This is a genomic window from Enterovibrio sp. QJM3NY_24, from assembly GCF_057786035.1.
In genome coordinates this window covers 1,211,055-1,224,822 of sequence record NZ_CM173520.1, presented here as the reverse complement: position 1 = coordinate 1,224,822, position 13,768 = coordinate 1,211,055, and the positions used below count along the sequence as shown (strand labels likewise).

Genomic DNA, 13,768 nt, shown 5'->3' with positions numbered 1-13,768 from the left:
ATGAGCAGAAAAGAAGGCTCACCTTTTCTCTTGAGTTTTCACATGCCGATGAGGAATACTGGCAGCTATAAAAATCCCCAATAAATGAGCATGCTAGCGATGAAAATTGATTTAACTCGATTGGTCACAGAAAGCCGTAACCCAGCCAGTGCAAACATCGACACACTTTCCACGCTCGATATGCTGGCAGTGATTAATCAGGAAGATCAACAAGTGGCACTCGCCGTCAAAGCACAACTGCCTCACATCGCGAAAGCGGTCGATGCCATTACGACGGCATTTTCCCAAGGTGGCAGGTTGATTTATATGGGGGCGGGCACGTCTGGTCGATTGGGTATTCTAGACGCCAGCGAATGCCCTCCGACATTTGGCAGCAAAGCCGAGCAGGTCGTAGGATTAATTGCAGGGGGTCATCCTGCCATTCTCAAGGCGGTCGAAAATGCAGAAGACAATACAGAACTCGGTGAGCAGGATTTAAAAGATCTTAAGCTCTCAAACAAAGACGTACTTGTCGGTATCGCAGCCAGTGGACGCACCCCGTATGTATTGGGCGGCATGGCGTACGCCAAAACATTAGGTGTCACCGTGGTGGCCATTGCCTGTAACCCACAGTGCGCCATGGTGGATGAAGCGGATATTGCTATCACGCCGATTGTTGGCCCTGAAGTTGTCACCGGATCTTCACGCATGAAAGCAGGAACAGCACAAAAACTTATCCTGAACATGCTCACCACAGGCGCGATGATCCGAAGCGGCAAAGTATATGGCAACTTAATGGTCGATGTAGAAGCCACCAACGCCAAGCTGGTTCAGCGCCAAGTCAACATTGTAGTGGAAGCAACAGGCGAATCGTCACAAACGGCTGAAGCGGCGCTTAATGCCTGCAACCGCCACTGCAAAACCGCCATTCTCATGCTTCTAGCAGGCATTAATGCAGAACAAGCGAAAGCACGATTGGAACAACATGATGGCTTTATCCGCAACGCATTGAACAAACACCAATAGCTGCACTTTTTTAGTGCATCCTCGCACTATTTCTGCACAGATTTGAAGCGAAACGTTTCAAAGCTGTGATGACAACTATTCAATCATTCCTTTTTAGTGCAGAACTAAATAACACCATTTCAGTAAGTTATAGAGAAACCGCACTCACTTGGCGCCCCTCTGCCCCTTATTGGAACAATCAGGCATGTTTTGTGCTTTATTGCCCCCAATGGAATTTTGTTCTCATGGAAGTAGAGGAATAACAACGTGGAAAACATCAGCAGCGCGATTCAAACGCTAACAGAAAGCGCGAACACGCTCTTTATCTTGATGGGTGCCATCATGGTACTCGCCATGCACGCAGGCTTTGCCTTTTTGGAAGTCGGCACCGTCAGACATCGTAACCAAGTGAATGCCTTGGTCAAAATCATGTCAGACTTTGGTTTCTCAGCGCTTGCATACTTCTTTATTGGCTACTGGGTAGCCTATGACACCACCTTTTTTAGCAGCGCAGAAACACTCTCCGCCAACAACGGCTATGAACTCGTTAAGTTCTTTTTCTTGATGACATTTGCCGCCGCTATCCCCGCTATTATCTCCGGTGGTGTGGCAGAGCGCGCGAAGTTCACCCCTATGTTAATTGCCGCCGCGGCCATCGTGGCCTTTGTTTATCCTTTCTTCGAAGGCTTAATCTGGAACGGTAACTTTGGCTTCCAAGATTGGCTAGACGCCTCGTTCGGTGCGCCTTTCCATGACTTCGCAGGTTCTGTTGTTGTGCATGCTGTCGGCGGTTGGATTGCCCTCGCTGCCGTTATGATCCTTGGCGTGCGCAAAGGCCGATACCGTGGCGGTAAACTTATCGCTTTCGCACCATCAAACATTCCGTTTCTTGCACTTGGCGCATGGATCCTCACCATCGGTTGGTTCGGCTTTAACGTCATGTCTGCACAAACGCTGGATGGCATCAGCGGTTTAGTGGCGGTCAACACCTTGATGGCGATGGTTGGCGGTATCGTCGCATCACTCATCGTGGGTAAAAATGACCCCGGTTTCCTACACAATGGTCCCCTTGCTGGCCTTGTCGCTGTGTGTGCGGGCTCTGACCTGATGCACCCAATTGGTGCGCTAGTGACGGGTGGTGTTGCTGGCGCCTTGTTCGTTTGGTTATTCACCTTGACCCAAACCCGTTTAAAAATTGATGACGTTTTGGGTGTTTGGCCGTTGCACGGCGTATGTGGTGTTTGGGGTGGTCTCGCCGCCGGTATTTTCGGCTTAGAAGCACTTGGCGGTTTAGGCGGCGTGAGCTTTATGTCTCAGCTTATCGGCACCATGACAGGTGTTGTGGTGGCCTTCGTGGGCGGGTGGATTGTCTACACCGCCGTCGATAAAGCCGCAGGCATTCGTATGACGGAAGAAGAAGAGTACAACGGCGCAGACTTGGCGATTCACAAAATCGCCTCGACGTCAGAAGACTAATCACGCACCTTGCTGAAGCAGTTTGAAAAGCCCATCTCTGCCTGTGAGATGGGCTTTTTTTTGTCGCGGAGAACACGCTGAATTAGGAGTACAAACAAGAAACAAACGATTGTGTAGTGAGCTATTTCTGTAAAAAGTGTGATTGATAAAACTTCGGTGTGACGGCGAGTTTCTTTTTGAATTGGCGCTGGAAATGGGCTTGATCAGAAAAACCAAGCTGCAGCGCAACGTCTGAGATGTCTTGGCCAGATTTCAGCATCACTTTGGCGCGCTTAATTTTCTCATCCATCAAATAAGCGTGAGGCGGCAAACCAAATTGACTTTTGAATGCCCGAAGTAGCTGATAGCGACTCATCCCCGCCTCTTCAGCAAGATCATCCAGTTGATGAGTATGATCAATGTCATCGAGCATCTTTTCACGAATGTGAGTCAAATACGGTTGCTGAGTCCCAATATGATCGTGGGCTTGCTTCCCGAGCATCACTTCGATGAACTCGTACAAACAGACCTGCGCCTGCAGTGCACTGGAATCCGCTTGAAGCGCATCGAAAAGAGCTTGAAAGCGCTGTTTGACGAAAGGACTTCGTTCCAAGTCGTTCAAAAATGGTGTGTAATCACTGCTATCGCGTTGAAGGACATCTCGCTGCACATCGCCCATCTTTAACGTATCAACAAACAACATGCTGTAAGACCACGTACCCGCATTGGGGTTACACGCATGGACATCCGCGGGGTTAATCGTCACCACATCACCTTCGCCAATATGGTGGGTTTGCTGACGATTTCGATAGTTCGCATGGCCTTGATTAATGATACCAAACGAAAACTCATCGTGAGAATGCGCGTCATAACAGGCATGACTTTGGTTGGCGACTCGCAGTTCAACCCAAGGCAACACAGTGCTTTGTTTGAAGCTGGCACTCCCGTCCTTTTTCATCGCAATCCTTTTGCCTGTTTGCCGTTATCACTTAGGTCCATATCATTAGCACAGAAACGGCCAACAACACACCCATCACACGATTAAACTGACGTTGTTGCCTTGGATTCTCGAGACGGCTTGCAAGCACAGTGCCCAGCACAGCCCACACACCCACGCCAATTAAACACAGTACCAATGAGACGCTGGTAAAAATCAGCAAATACAGGTTTTCATCACCACGCCCAAACACAAACAAACTGATTCCTGACATAGCAACTAACCACGCTTTGGGGTTGAGAAGTTGCGTCAATGACCCCGTCCACAGTCCCGATCGCGCCGTATGTGAAGCTGCCATACTCGCCGCAGGTGCAGTGAAAATCTTATAGGCCAAGTAAAAAAGATACAGGCTGCCGCTCACCTGCATGATCCCTTCGAGTTTTGGTAAAACGTGCAGCAGCCCCTGCATCACGTTCCCCGACAGGTACACCACAAAGGCATAAGCCAACGATGCGCCCAACACATGTTTTGCTGCTTCCTTCACACCCGCGTTTACCGCTGTGCTGGTGGCCAGAATATTCACAGGCCCCGGTGTTACGGCCCCCACAAAGGCGAAGGTCGCCATCGCTAAAATCACACTTCCCATGTACTGCTCCCTTTTCAATGAACAGAGAGTATTCGATACCGCAGAAAAGGTATTGAACGATATTGCAGAGTGCTTACTTACGTTATGCCCATTTGTTCAAAATTAATCACCTCATCCAAATTGGCATTAAATGACCTATTCAGTCTTAGCGGTGAACCGTAAGATTACCTACATCAAATCAACGGAGACAACATCATGAAACTTAAGCCAATTGCTATCGTATGTTCATCACTCATCTTCTCATCGGTTACCTTTGCAGATATCAATCCTGTTGAAAAAGCACTGAGCGTTGAAGGTGCACAAGTCACCTTGCCGGTCCAAGCAGCCAAAGGCGCGTTTTCGCCAGAATTCATCGATGCTGCAAGACAAAACCTGTCCAACTTCCATTGGCAAATGGGTGGCGACCACGCGCTTTACTACAACATGCACATGAGCGAATTTGTGCCGACTGCCGTGTCATCGCCAGCTGAAGAGTACAAGCCATTGGCCCGTAACATTCAGCACCAACTCGACAACTTGCTGGTTCAAACTGATAGTAAAGGCGAACTGACAATGGCGGAGTATCTCGCCGACCCACAGTTTCGCACCCAAGGGTTTGTGCTGATCCATGAAGGCAAGCTGGTTTATGAAGCCTACCCAGGCATGAAGCCAACCGATCGTCATATTTGGGCCTCAGCCGCCAAAACAACCGTCGGCACTGTCATCGCCATGATGGTGGAAGAAGGTAAGGTGGACCCTCAAGCGCCGATCACCAACTACGTGCCAGAACTCAAGGGGACGGTATGGGACAAAATCAGCGTGTTGAATGTTTTGAACCATGCCACAGGCCTCGACAACGAAGAAACCGCTGAATCCATCATGAACCCAGATTCCGCCGTTGTTCGCTTCTTTGCCGCAGCATTTGGTTCTCCGCGCTATGCCACAGGGGAACTGGAAGGCTGGCTTGATGTCGCGAAGGACACAAAAGAGGTTGACGATGAAAATGCCGGCGAGCGTTTCAGCTATGCATCGATGAACACGATGGTATTAACGCAGCTTATCGAAAATATTGAAGGAGAAACATGGGCGAAGGTCTTTGAAGATCGCGTTTGGTCTAAAGTGACGGCACGTCAGCCTATGTTGACCAACCTCACTCCCGATGGCATGGCCATTTCTGTTGGTCTGATGTCGAGCACCATGGAAGACATGGCACGCTGGGGAGCCCTGTTTACACCAAGCTGGAGTGCGGTCGCCACTGAGCCCGTCGTGTCTCAAGCCGTGATAGATCGCATTCATCAAAGCGGTGACACCAAGGCATATGTCGGCACAACCAAAGAAGCCAGCTCTCAGCATGCTTTCAATGAGAAGTCGCAATACAACTCGTATCAGTTTGACTACATCTTCGACGATGGTGCGATGGCAAAAAGCGGCAACCTTGGCCAATTCATCTACATCGATCCGGCCAGAGATTTTGTCGGCGTCATGTACTCTAACAACCCTTATCACTCAGGGTTTGGCGAAAACAAAGGTCCCGCATTGATGCGTGCTGCAGCCAAAGCACTCGCTGACCAATAATCCACCTTCACGCCACCTTTATATGTGCTTCAGGGACGAAGCGTAATTTTAAGAGATATTAATGATGAAAAAATTTGCGCTGATCCCCGTTGCTCTTCTTCTCGCTTCACCTGTCTTTGCTCAAGATGACAATGTTATCGACCCTGCAGATGTCACCAAAGTCTACACCCAAGCAAGTGCACTTATAAGCGGCAACAGCGACATTCAACTTCAAGGCCAAATATCGGGCGGCCTAGAAAATGGTCAACAGTTCGCGCTATTAGCCGAAGCCTATTTTAAAGATGAAGATCGAAACGCGAACGATTTTGGCAGTGACTACACAAACTCTCGATTTCAGTACTTCCATGTGTTTGAACCGGGCTTTCATGCTGTCCCCAAGCTTGGGTTTTCCGTTGACTACATCAATACACGCGATGATGCAGCAGGCATGAACAACGATCTGATATCTGTTGGTGGTGTCGCGGCGATTAACCCCGCTTACACAGCAGGACTGCTCGTTTTTCCGCGCTTAGGTGGGATCACAGGCGATATCGAATTGACCCAACAAGGCATTGATGATTCCGTCTCCGGTTTCTCGGCGGGGCTCATAACAGCCAAATACCTTGGCGACTCAGGCTCCTACCTTCACTTCACGCCTGAATATCAAAGTGTGTCTGGCGATACGATAGAAATGGACACAGTCTCTTTCAAAGCTGGCATTAATGCGCCCTTAAATAGCGCAAGAACATGGTGGGTAAACACACGTTTTGACTACACCAAAACCTCGCTATCAACGAATAACATAGCCCTACCAAGTGACTGGCAATCTGAAGTTTGGTTTGGTATTCGCAAATACTTTTAAGCTTCCTAATCAATCCGTCAAGGCCTTGCTACTGTCACTCCCATCAGTGGCAGAGGCCTTTTCCTTCTACTTCTAAGCGGTGCTGGCACTCATTAACATTTGTTGTTGGCGATATTGCGGCGCGGTGAATCCCGTCCACTTTTTGAAAGCACGATTGAAGTTAGCCAGATCGGTATACCCACAATGCCAAGCGATATCGAGCATCGATAGCGATTTATCTTTGAGCAGTTTTTTCGCGGTTTGCCCTCTCGCCGTATCACGCAATTCTCGCATCGTCATGCCATTGTCGCTCAACCTTCTTAACAAGGTTCGCGTTGACATGCCCACCATCTTCGCCAACCAATCCACATGAAAATTAGGCAAGCACGCATAGGTACTCGCCAGCTTTGTCATGCTTTCCATCCAGTGCTCCGACAGCTCTCGATCTTCTACTGCATGAAATCCCTCAGAGACCGGCAATTCAATCGCAGCTATTGGCTGTTGATAGCGAATATTTAATTGCAAGAAAGAGGCTGGAAGCTGATCTTTAGGCGGAGGATTAATACTCATCCACACATGATTGGGTAACCAATTTTCATCAACAAAACGACGACAAAACGCCCCTAGCACAAGTGTTCTAAACCATTCTGTTTGATCAAAACCCGGTGATGCAGGGCGATAAGCACTGCGGTGGCAGAGCATCCACTGGTCACCAAATTTTTCTGGCCATACCACCACATGATTACTCAACAGCGGCATCCATGCCATCAACACATGCACGCCATCATCTATCGAGTCACATGCATCAAGCGCGTCGCTCAACGCCGGAGAAAGCTGGCTAAGGGAAATCAACCGACCCACCTCAATACCAATATGTTCTTTTTGCGATACCACGAGTTTCTGCAAAAAGCGCATCACATTCACCGCAGGCAACCAACATTCTTCGTCAGCAATGCGTTCGGGAATATCGTACTGAGATGCAATCACCTTCCACTCGATCCGGTTTTTGTTGAAATACTCAATAAAAGGCAGCAGATTTTGAGATGACGCTAAGCTCGGTGTTTTAGGCGTTTGATTGGGCATGGTGTGATAAACATCTGGTTAATCGTCTTGTTGGCAATGTGCCATTAGCGAGAAACACTTGAAAGGCAAACTGTCGTCTATTTAATGTTCAGGTGGTAAGTCATACTTTGTTGCTGAGTTTCAACGTAGAGCGGCTCTGTTTTCAAACCAACGCCGCGCCTGACAGCCAACAACGCTATCTGAACAAGCATCTTGAGGTTGTTTTGGTCTAGCGCATAGCAAAATGTATCCTGACTGATTTATCAAGTTCGAAAACACACTCGTTCAGCATACTTTCAAACATTTTTTTTCTCTGTTTGCCATTAACCATTCCCCTTTAACCTATTGGGTTATTTAATGTTCACGTCAACTAACGTTTGGGCCAACTCAGCCATTTGTTGCGTTTTCTTTGTCGTCGGAGAGTTGGGGTAAGTGGTTGTCCACTGTTCAGAAGGAACACTCACGCATTTAGCGTGTTGACACCGCTAACCTAATAATAAAAAGGACTGACAATGTTTAAACGACTCGGATGCTTATCATTGCTGTTTGTTGCAAGCAGTACGTTCGCTCAAACTGTTCCCGCAACTCACCACACACTGAACTATGAAGGCCGATCCGCCAAGGATTACTCAACAGGCACGGTCCAGTTCAACTGGCCAGGCACAACATTAAAAACGCAATTTGTTGGCAGCCAACTTACTCTGAACCTGATTGGAAATGGCGATCACTTCGATGTGCTGATCAACGGGAAGTTGTCGCACAAAATTCTAACCAACCGCGGTAATACCGTTCAGTCGTTTACTTTATTTGAAAGTGAACAATCCGAGAACGTCACGGTAGACGTCGTCAAACGTACCGAAAACTATGAAACCATGACCAAGGTGATCTCACTGGATCATGATGGAACGTTGAACGGTATTTGGGAGGATCAGCCACATATCCTGTTTATTGGTGATTCCATTAGCGCGGGTTTTGGCAGTGAATCAACCAAACGCGAGTGCACGTGGGAAGAGGTATATACCTCGTCTAACGCCCGTTTAGCCTTTCCTTATCAAACCGGTGAAACGTTAGATGCAAGCATCACGCAAGTGTCTTTCTCAGGCCTCGGTCTTATTCGCAACTGGAGCGGCAATCAACCGCATCACAACCTCACCGACTATGCCGACAAAGCAGGTGCAATTTTTGGCCGGACATTGGCGTTTGAAGACACCTACCCCAACCTGATTGTGGTGGAAGTGGGAACCAATGATTTCAGTACCGATCCCCAGCCTCATGAACCTTGGAGTGACATCGAAGACGTCAAAGAAGCGTGGACAGATCGCATGGTCGAATTTGTGACGGATCTGAAGTCTCGCTACAACAACACCAGCGTCATTTTGATGCCCCGTCCTGCCTACCCTTACGACTACATTATTCCTGCCACACAAGAAGCCATTGAACGGCTAAATAACCAAGGACAAGACGGCGTGTACAGCCATACCTTTGTTTCGCCACTCGAAGGGTGTATCTGGCACCCAACAGTCAAAGAGCATGCGTCGATTGCGACGAAGCTAAGTGACTTTATTACAGCGAATAACCTGCTTTGATGGTGACATACCATCCATAGGTAAAACCATGGATGAAAGAGCGGCATTGTTGCCGCTCTTTTTTTCCCTTTTTTACATTCACCCGCATCCAATCATTCGATGCCTTCGTCTCTTACTACGAAAGCCCTTCCATCAGGCAAGGCTGATCATAATGACAAGGAAATCGAGATGTCTAAATTATCGTTTGCGACACTGCCATTTCTGCTGGCTTCGTGTGCCGTCGCCACTGAAACCGTTAAGCAAACCGATGTTGGTAACGTTTATGCCGATCAAAGCGGCCTCACGCTTTACACCTTTTCCAAAGACCCCAATGGCCAATCGGTGTGCAATGGCAATTGCGCGATTAACTGGCCTCCGCTATTCGCCGATGAAGCGAACCGATCACTGTTTGACGACCATGCAGAATTCAGTCAAATCACACGATCTGACGGAACGGAACAATGGGCATTGAACGGAAAGCCTCTTTATCGATGGAAAAATGATACCCAAGCAGGAGACATTGCAGGCGCGGGCATTAAAGGCGTTTGGCCCATTGCGCGCGCTGACGACGTAACGCTGAGGATTTACAATAGCGGTAAACAACGCTTTTTAGTGGATAGCGACAACATTACCCTCTATACCTTTGATAAAGATAAAAATGGCACGTCGAACTGCTACGGTGAATGTGCAACAAAATGGCCACCCGCTATGGTTGCCCCCGCCTTGCTTTCAAAAGGTGCAAATGCGCTTGAACTGACAGGCGGATATGGCATGACTCAGCGTAACGATGGCACCTATCAATGGACTTACAACAACAGCCCTTTGTACCGATGGTTTAAGGACAAACAGCCCGGAGATATCAGTGGTAATGGTGTGAAAAACGTCTGGCATATCGTGCAACAATGAGGTGAATAGTGAGTGTAGATACAATTGAAATTGGCCACCTACTCTCACGCATTGCGCTTCGAGACCGAAAGGCTTTCGAAGCGCTTTACGTGTTAACTAATGCTCGCTTGTTTAGCCTGCTCAAATCGATAGTTAAAGACGAGCAAATCGCAGCGGATCTATTGCAAGAAGGCTTTTTGAAACTCTGGTTTGGGCGCCCTTCGTACCCCATTAACCATCCTTGGGCATGGCTCTGTCAAAGCATGAGAAACCTTGCCATTGATGAACTTCGACGAGCACGTTACACAAAGGAAGAATTCAGGGCTGAGCCAATGAATGAGACCGATTTTCTGTCTGTCAGGCCCAGTAATAATCCCGACGCTCATTCACAGAAAATGCAAAATTGTTTGCTGGCCCTGTCCGTCGAGAAACGTAACGTGATCGTCCTCGCTTATGAGCATGGCATGAGCCATCAGGAAATCGTAAAACATGTCAGTACGCCGTTGGGAACGGTGAAGTCGTGGATTCGTCGCGGGTTAATGGAGCTGAAAAAATGTCTGAATTGAAGCCAAGTCATCGCTACGACTCACAAGAGCTTCGGGACAAACTGGCGGCAGAATATGTACTCGGCACTCTCCCCCCGCGCGTTCGTCGTAGGTTGGAAACCTTAATGCAAAATGACCCAAGCTGGTGGGAGTACATTGAGATTTGGCAGCAGCACTTTTCTGCCTTTAATCCGGCCATAGATGCCAATACCGATGACAGCCAATTTTCAACGCCCCCCGCTTCCGTCTGGAAGAACCTTTCATTGGCGATCTTCCCTTCATCGACAGGCAACAAAGCATCGACAAGCACACCAAAAAACATCAAGCCTTCGTTGTTTAGACACCCTTGGTTTGTTCCGGTGGGGTTTGTCTTTTCCTTGATGGTGGGGATATTAATCAGCCCTGTGTTTGTCTCACAGACTCCGATCTCTTCTGTCGCTCAGGTTAAACCTGCATCCTATCTCGCCATGATGTCGTCCGCCGACGAACCCAACCTGTTTGCGCTGGTTGCGTATCAAGGCGCCAAACCCGGTGAATCTAATCTCCGCTTACAGCGAAACTTAAGAGACACAGACCTTCCGATGGAAAACGCAGTTGTATGGATGGTCGACAAAGATACGGGCACCCGAAAAGAAATCGGCTCCCTGCGCAGCATCAATGACACCCGATTTATGACGCCAACAGAATGGAAAGCACTCAAGAACAGTACTGAGTTGATTGTGACAGCCGAAATGTCGCCAACCAGTCAGGTGTTGTACCGCGGACGCTGTGTGCAGTTGAGCGATTGGAACGCGATTTAATCTAATCACTCGCGGATTTCACCCAATTCTCAGGCAAAAAAATCCCGGCATCCAAGGAGGAAATGCCGGGTACAGATATCAGAACCGTAAGAGCAGGACTGTTATCAATGGAGTGTGTTCGCGCAAATGCCAACTCGAAAGGCCTTAGCGCAGAAGATCACGACGCAGAAACAGAAAGCCCGTTTGCATCAAAAAAGTGAAGTTTGTTGGCGTGGAACTGAAGACCAACATGATCTCCCGCTTCAACTTCACTTTCTCCGTCAGTGCGAACGGTCAATTTGCCCAATTCGCCGCAATCTACAACTAGATAGATATCCGCACCTAGGTATTCAGTCACATCAATAATGCCTTGGCAGTCACCTTTTTCCGGAGACACCAGATCAATGGCTTCAGGTCGAACACCGATTTGCGTTGCTTCACGCCCATAAGGATACGCACCGCCTTCGCTACCACCCGCAAGCACATACTTATCGCCTTCTGTCATGCAAGGCATCACATTCATTTTTGGACTACCAATAAACTGCGCCACAAACAGGTTTTCAGGGTGGTTGTACAAGGTTTTTGGGCTGCCCACTTGTTCAATGATTCCGCCTTGCAACACCACAATCTTGTCGGCAAGCGTCATCGCTTCAACCTGGTCGTGGGTTACGTAAATCATGGTGGATTTCAGTGATTGGTGCAGCTTGGCGATTTCATAACGCATTTCAACGCGCAAGGAGGCATCAAGGTTAGACAGAGGTTCGTCGAACAAAAACGCGGTGGGATCGCGCACAATGGAACGACCAATCGCAACGCGCTGACGTTGACCGCCCGACAAATTGCGTGGACGCCGATCTAAGTACGTATCTAACTTCAGCACTTGCGCGGCGTAATTCACTTTTTCATCGATTTCCGCTTGAGGTCGCCCCTGTGTTTTCAAGCTAAAGCCCATGTTCTCGCGCACCGTCATGTGCGGATACAAGGCATAACTTTGAAACACCATAGTGAGGCCACGTTTCGCCGGAGGCTGATCGGTCATATCAATATCATCTATCAAAATCTGCCCGCGGCTGGTTTCTTCAAGCCCAGCGATCATGCGCAACAAGGTCGATTTACCGCACCCTGATGGCCCAACGAAAATGACGAGTTCGCCCTCTTCAACAGACAAATCGATACCTTTGATCACTTGCGTGTCGCCATACCACTTCTCGACACGATTGAGTTGAATAGATCCCATGTTCCTAGCCTCCTGCTATGTCTGACAACGACCATGACAACCACACTGATGCTGTCCATGTGAAATGACCACCGCCCGCCGGTGTTCCATCGTCTGCGTTGAAATATTCTGCAAATCCAAAATTCGATATCAGCCCTGCGGTTTGTTGTCGCACCGCACGCGCCAAGACGACATGGCCTTGATCTTCCAGCCCCCAGCCAATCAATGCGTTCATGAACCCCCAAACAGGGCCGCGCCAGTAACGCATAGCATCGTATTTATCACCCGCGGGGTCATAGCTCGGCACAATGTAATGTCCGCTCGCCAACAAACGCTCGAGGTGTTCAACCATGCCGGGGCTTTCAATACCTGCAAACCAGCAAAGAAAGGAGGCATTCGACAAACTGCCTGCGAACTTGCCATTGCGAAGATTGACACTGTCGAACGCTTTCATTTCTTCGTTCCAAAGCTGCATGCAGCCTTGCTCTAGCGTTGTAATCCATGCTTCCACTTCACTGACATCTTCACCGAGCATTTTGCCTATTTCGGCCAGATCACGATGACCGCGAAGCAATGTGAATGTCAGGGTTGGGTCTGCGACACGCAGTGGCCCATTCTTGGCAATTTCTTCCTCATCCCAGCCCGAGTCTCGCCCAAAATACAGCAGCGCAAGATAGCGATCGTAATCAAGCTTGGTCGGGCGCATGGAAGCATCGACGTGTGACGTATCACGACGTTTGTACTCACCGACAGCGGAGGTATCAATCGCTTCTGAGGCTTCATCCCAATCCGGTGCATTGTCTCGGCCACTTTCCCACGGGTGCGTGCTCGCAATCGCGCCAGACTCACCACGACAGTCCATGTACCAACGGTGCCATTTCACCAATGCAGGATAGAGTTTTCTGAGTTTCTCTTCACCCAAGACGGTATCGCGCTGGTAGATTCTTCTTGCGAAGGTCGCCACCAACGGCGGCTGACTGATCCCCGATGAGGCAATCGGCCCTTTTCCCTGCCACACATCGGGGCCGGGGAAGTAGCCTTCATCGGGCTGATGGAACACAATGTGCGGCACCATGCCGTTGTCCCATTGCGCGGTGAATAGCGTTTCGATTTCCTGCCATGCGCGCGGCAGATCGAAGGTGGAAAAACCCAATGCTGCAAAAGCACTGTCCCAGTTCCACTGATACGGGTAAAGCCCCGCTGTTGGCACTGTGTATCCGCCACGATCATTGTCTTTCAATATATCGATAGCTTGTTGATCTAACTTTTCCATCATCGCTTCCCTAAACAGTTCGTCTCTGCATTTTTCATTTGTTCATC

The 13,768-nt window shown here is 48.9% G+C and carries 13 protein-coding genes; 8 read left to right on the top strand and 5 right to left on the bottom strand.

Annotated features, from left to right (window positions below; all coding sequences use genetic code 11):
• Positions 1-99 precede the first annotated feature (99 nt).
• The gene (murQ, locus tag AC3CIC_RS21615; RefSeq protein ID WP_488516186.1) at positions 100-1,005 is read left to right on the top strand and encodes an N-acetylmuramic acid 6-phosphate etherase; all 906 of its coding nucleotides are present in this window, start codon (positions 100-102) and stop codon (positions 1,003-1,005) included.
• A gap of 246 nt (positions 1,006-1,251) precedes the next feature.
• On the top strand, positions 1,252-2,460 hold the full coding sequence (locus AC3CIC_RS21610; RefSeq protein WP_488516185.1) for an ammonium transporter: 1,209 nt from the start codon (positions 1,252-1,254) through the stop codon (positions 2,458-2,460).
• 121 nt (positions 2,461-2,581) lie between these two features.
• Here the strand turns inward: AC3CIC_RS21610 and AC3CIC_RS21605 are convergent, their stop codons facing one another.
• Complete coding sequence (locus AC3CIC_RS21605) at positions 2,582-3,397, bottom strand: helix-turn-helix transcriptional regulator (protein ID WP_488516184.1); 816 nt, start codon at positions 3,395-3,397, stop codon at positions 2,582-2,584.
• 31 nt (positions 3,398-3,428) lie between these two features.
• Positions 3,429-4,022, bottom strand: coding sequence for a LysE family translocator (locus AC3CIC_RS21600; protein ID WP_394208766.1), 594 nt, complete (start codon positions 4,020-4,022; stop codon positions 3,429-3,431).
• 195 nt (positions 4,023-4,217) lie between these two features.
• Here AC3CIC_RS21600 and AC3CIC_RS21595 point away from each other — a divergent pair, with 195 nt between their 5' ends.
• Positions 4,218-5,576 carry a serine hydrolase domain-containing protein gene (locus tag AC3CIC_RS21595; protein WP_488516183.1) on the top strand — a complete coding sequence of 453 codons (1,359 nt, stop codon included), beginning with the start codon at positions 4,218-4,220 and terminating at the stop codon, positions 5,574-5,576.
• A gap of 64 nt (positions 5,577-5,640) precedes the next feature.
• Entirely contained in the window at positions 5,641-6,417 is a 777-nt protein-coding gene (locus AC3CIC_RS21590; RefSeq protein WP_488516856.1) for a hypothetical protein, read from the top strand.
• A 72-nt stretch (positions 6,418-6,489) separates the two neighbouring features.
• On the opposite strand, the gene AC3CIC_RS21585 is transcribed toward AC3CIC_RS21590, so the two are convergent.
• Entirely contained in the window at positions 6,490-7,479 is a 990-nt protein-coding gene (locus AC3CIC_RS21585) for an AraC family transcriptional regulator (RefSeq protein ID WP_488516182.1), read from the bottom strand.
• Between the two features lie 491 nt (positions 7,480-7,970).
• On the opposite strand from AC3CIC_RS21585, the gene AC3CIC_RS21580 reads away from it, so the two are divergent.
• The 4 genes from AC3CIC_RS21580 to AC3CIC_RS21565 all read left to right on the top strand — a co-directional run bounded on the left by AC3CIC_RS21580 (position 7,971) and on the right by AC3CIC_RS21565 (position 11,253).
• On the top strand, positions 7,971-9,044 hold the full coding sequence (locus tag AC3CIC_RS21580) for an SGNH/GDSL hydrolase family protein (protein WP_488516181.1): 1,074 nt from the start codon (positions 7,971-7,973) through the stop codon (positions 9,042-9,044).
• Positions 9,045-9,212: 168 nt separating this feature from the next.
• A complete protein-coding gene (locus AC3CIC_RS21575; RefSeq protein ID WP_488516180.1) occupies positions 9,213-9,929 on the top strand; it encodes a hypothetical protein in 717 nt (238 codons plus the stop codon).
• Positions 9,930-9,937: 8 nt separating this feature from the next.
• Positions 9,938-10,474 carry an RNA polymerase sigma factor gene (locus AC3CIC_RS21570; protein ID WP_488516179.1) on the top strand — a complete coding sequence of 179 codons (537 nt, stop codon included), beginning with the start codon at positions 9,938-9,940 and terminating at the stop codon, positions 10,472-10,474.
• The gene (locus AC3CIC_RS21565) at positions 10,462-11,253 is read left to right on the top strand and encodes a hypothetical protein (RefSeq protein ID WP_488516178.1); all 792 of its coding nucleotides are present in this window, start codon (positions 10,462-10,464) and stop codon (positions 11,251-11,253) included. Before AC3CIC_RS21570 ends, AC3CIC_RS21565 begins: the two co-directional genes overlap by 13 nt.
• 157 nt (positions 11,254-11,410) lie before the next feature.
• On the opposite strand, the gene AC3CIC_RS21560 is transcribed toward AC3CIC_RS21565, so the two are convergent.
• Positions 11,411-12,469: an ABC transporter ATP-binding protein gene (locus AC3CIC_RS21560; protein WP_488516177.1), complete on the bottom strand. Its 1,059-nt coding sequence runs from the start codon at positions 12,467-12,469 to the stop codon at positions 11,411-11,413.
• Positions 12,470-12,473: 4 nt separating this feature from the next.
• Complete coding sequence (locus AC3CIC_RS21555; RefSeq protein WP_371733106.1) at positions 12,474-13,721, bottom strand: MGH1-like glycoside hydrolase domain-containing protein; 1,248 nt, start codon at positions 13,719-13,721, stop codon at positions 12,474-12,476.
• Positions 13,722-13,768 lie beyond the last annotated feature (47 nt).

Excerpts from the sequence above, each read along its gene's own strand:
- AC3CIC_RS21590 (WP_488516856.1), top strand. The coding sequence starts at position 5,641 with ATGAAAAAATTTGCGCTGATCCCCGTTGCTCTTCTTCTCGCTTCACCT.
- AC3CIC_RS21595 (WP_488516183.1), top strand. The coding sequence starts at position 4,218 with ATGAAACTTAAGCCAATTGCTATCGTATGTTCATCACTCATCTTCTCA.
- AC3CIC_RS21605 (WP_488516184.1), bottom strand. The coding sequence starts at position 3,397 with ATGAAAAAGGACGGGAGTGCCAGCTTCAAACAAAGCACTGTGTTGCCT.
- AC3CIC_RS21580 (WP_488516181.1), top strand. The coding sequence starts at position 7,971 with ATGTTTAAACGACTCGGATGCTTATCATTGCTGTTTGTTGCAAGCAGT.
- AC3CIC_RS21585 (WP_488516182.1), bottom strand. The coding sequence starts at position 7,479 with ATGCCCAATCAAACGCCTAAAACACCGAGCTTAGCGTCATCTCAAAAT.
- AC3CIC_RS21600 (WP_394208766.1), bottom strand. The coding sequence starts at position 4,022 with ATGGGAAGTGTGATTTTAGCGATGGCGACCTTCGCCTTTGTGGGGGCC.
- AC3CIC_RS21555 (WP_371733106.1), bottom strand. The coding sequence starts at position 13,721 with ATGGAAAAGTTAGATCAACAAGCTATCGATATATTGAAAGACAATGAT.
- AC3CIC_RS21565 (WP_488516178.1), top strand. The coding sequence starts at position 10,462 with ATGTCTGAATTGAAGCCAAGTCATCGCTACGACTCACAAGAGCTTCGG.
- AC3CIC_RS21575 (WP_488516180.1), top strand. The coding sequence starts at position 9,213 with ATGTCTAAATTATCGTTTGCGACACTGCCATTTCTGCTGGCTTCGTGT.
- murQ (WP_488516186.1), top strand. The coding sequence starts at position 100 with ATGAAAATTGATTTAACTCGATTGGTCACAGAAAGCCGTAACCCAGCC.
- AC3CIC_RS21560 (WP_488516177.1), bottom strand. The coding sequence starts at position 12,469 with ATGGGATCTATTCAACTCAATCGTGTCGAGAAGTGGTATGGCGACACG.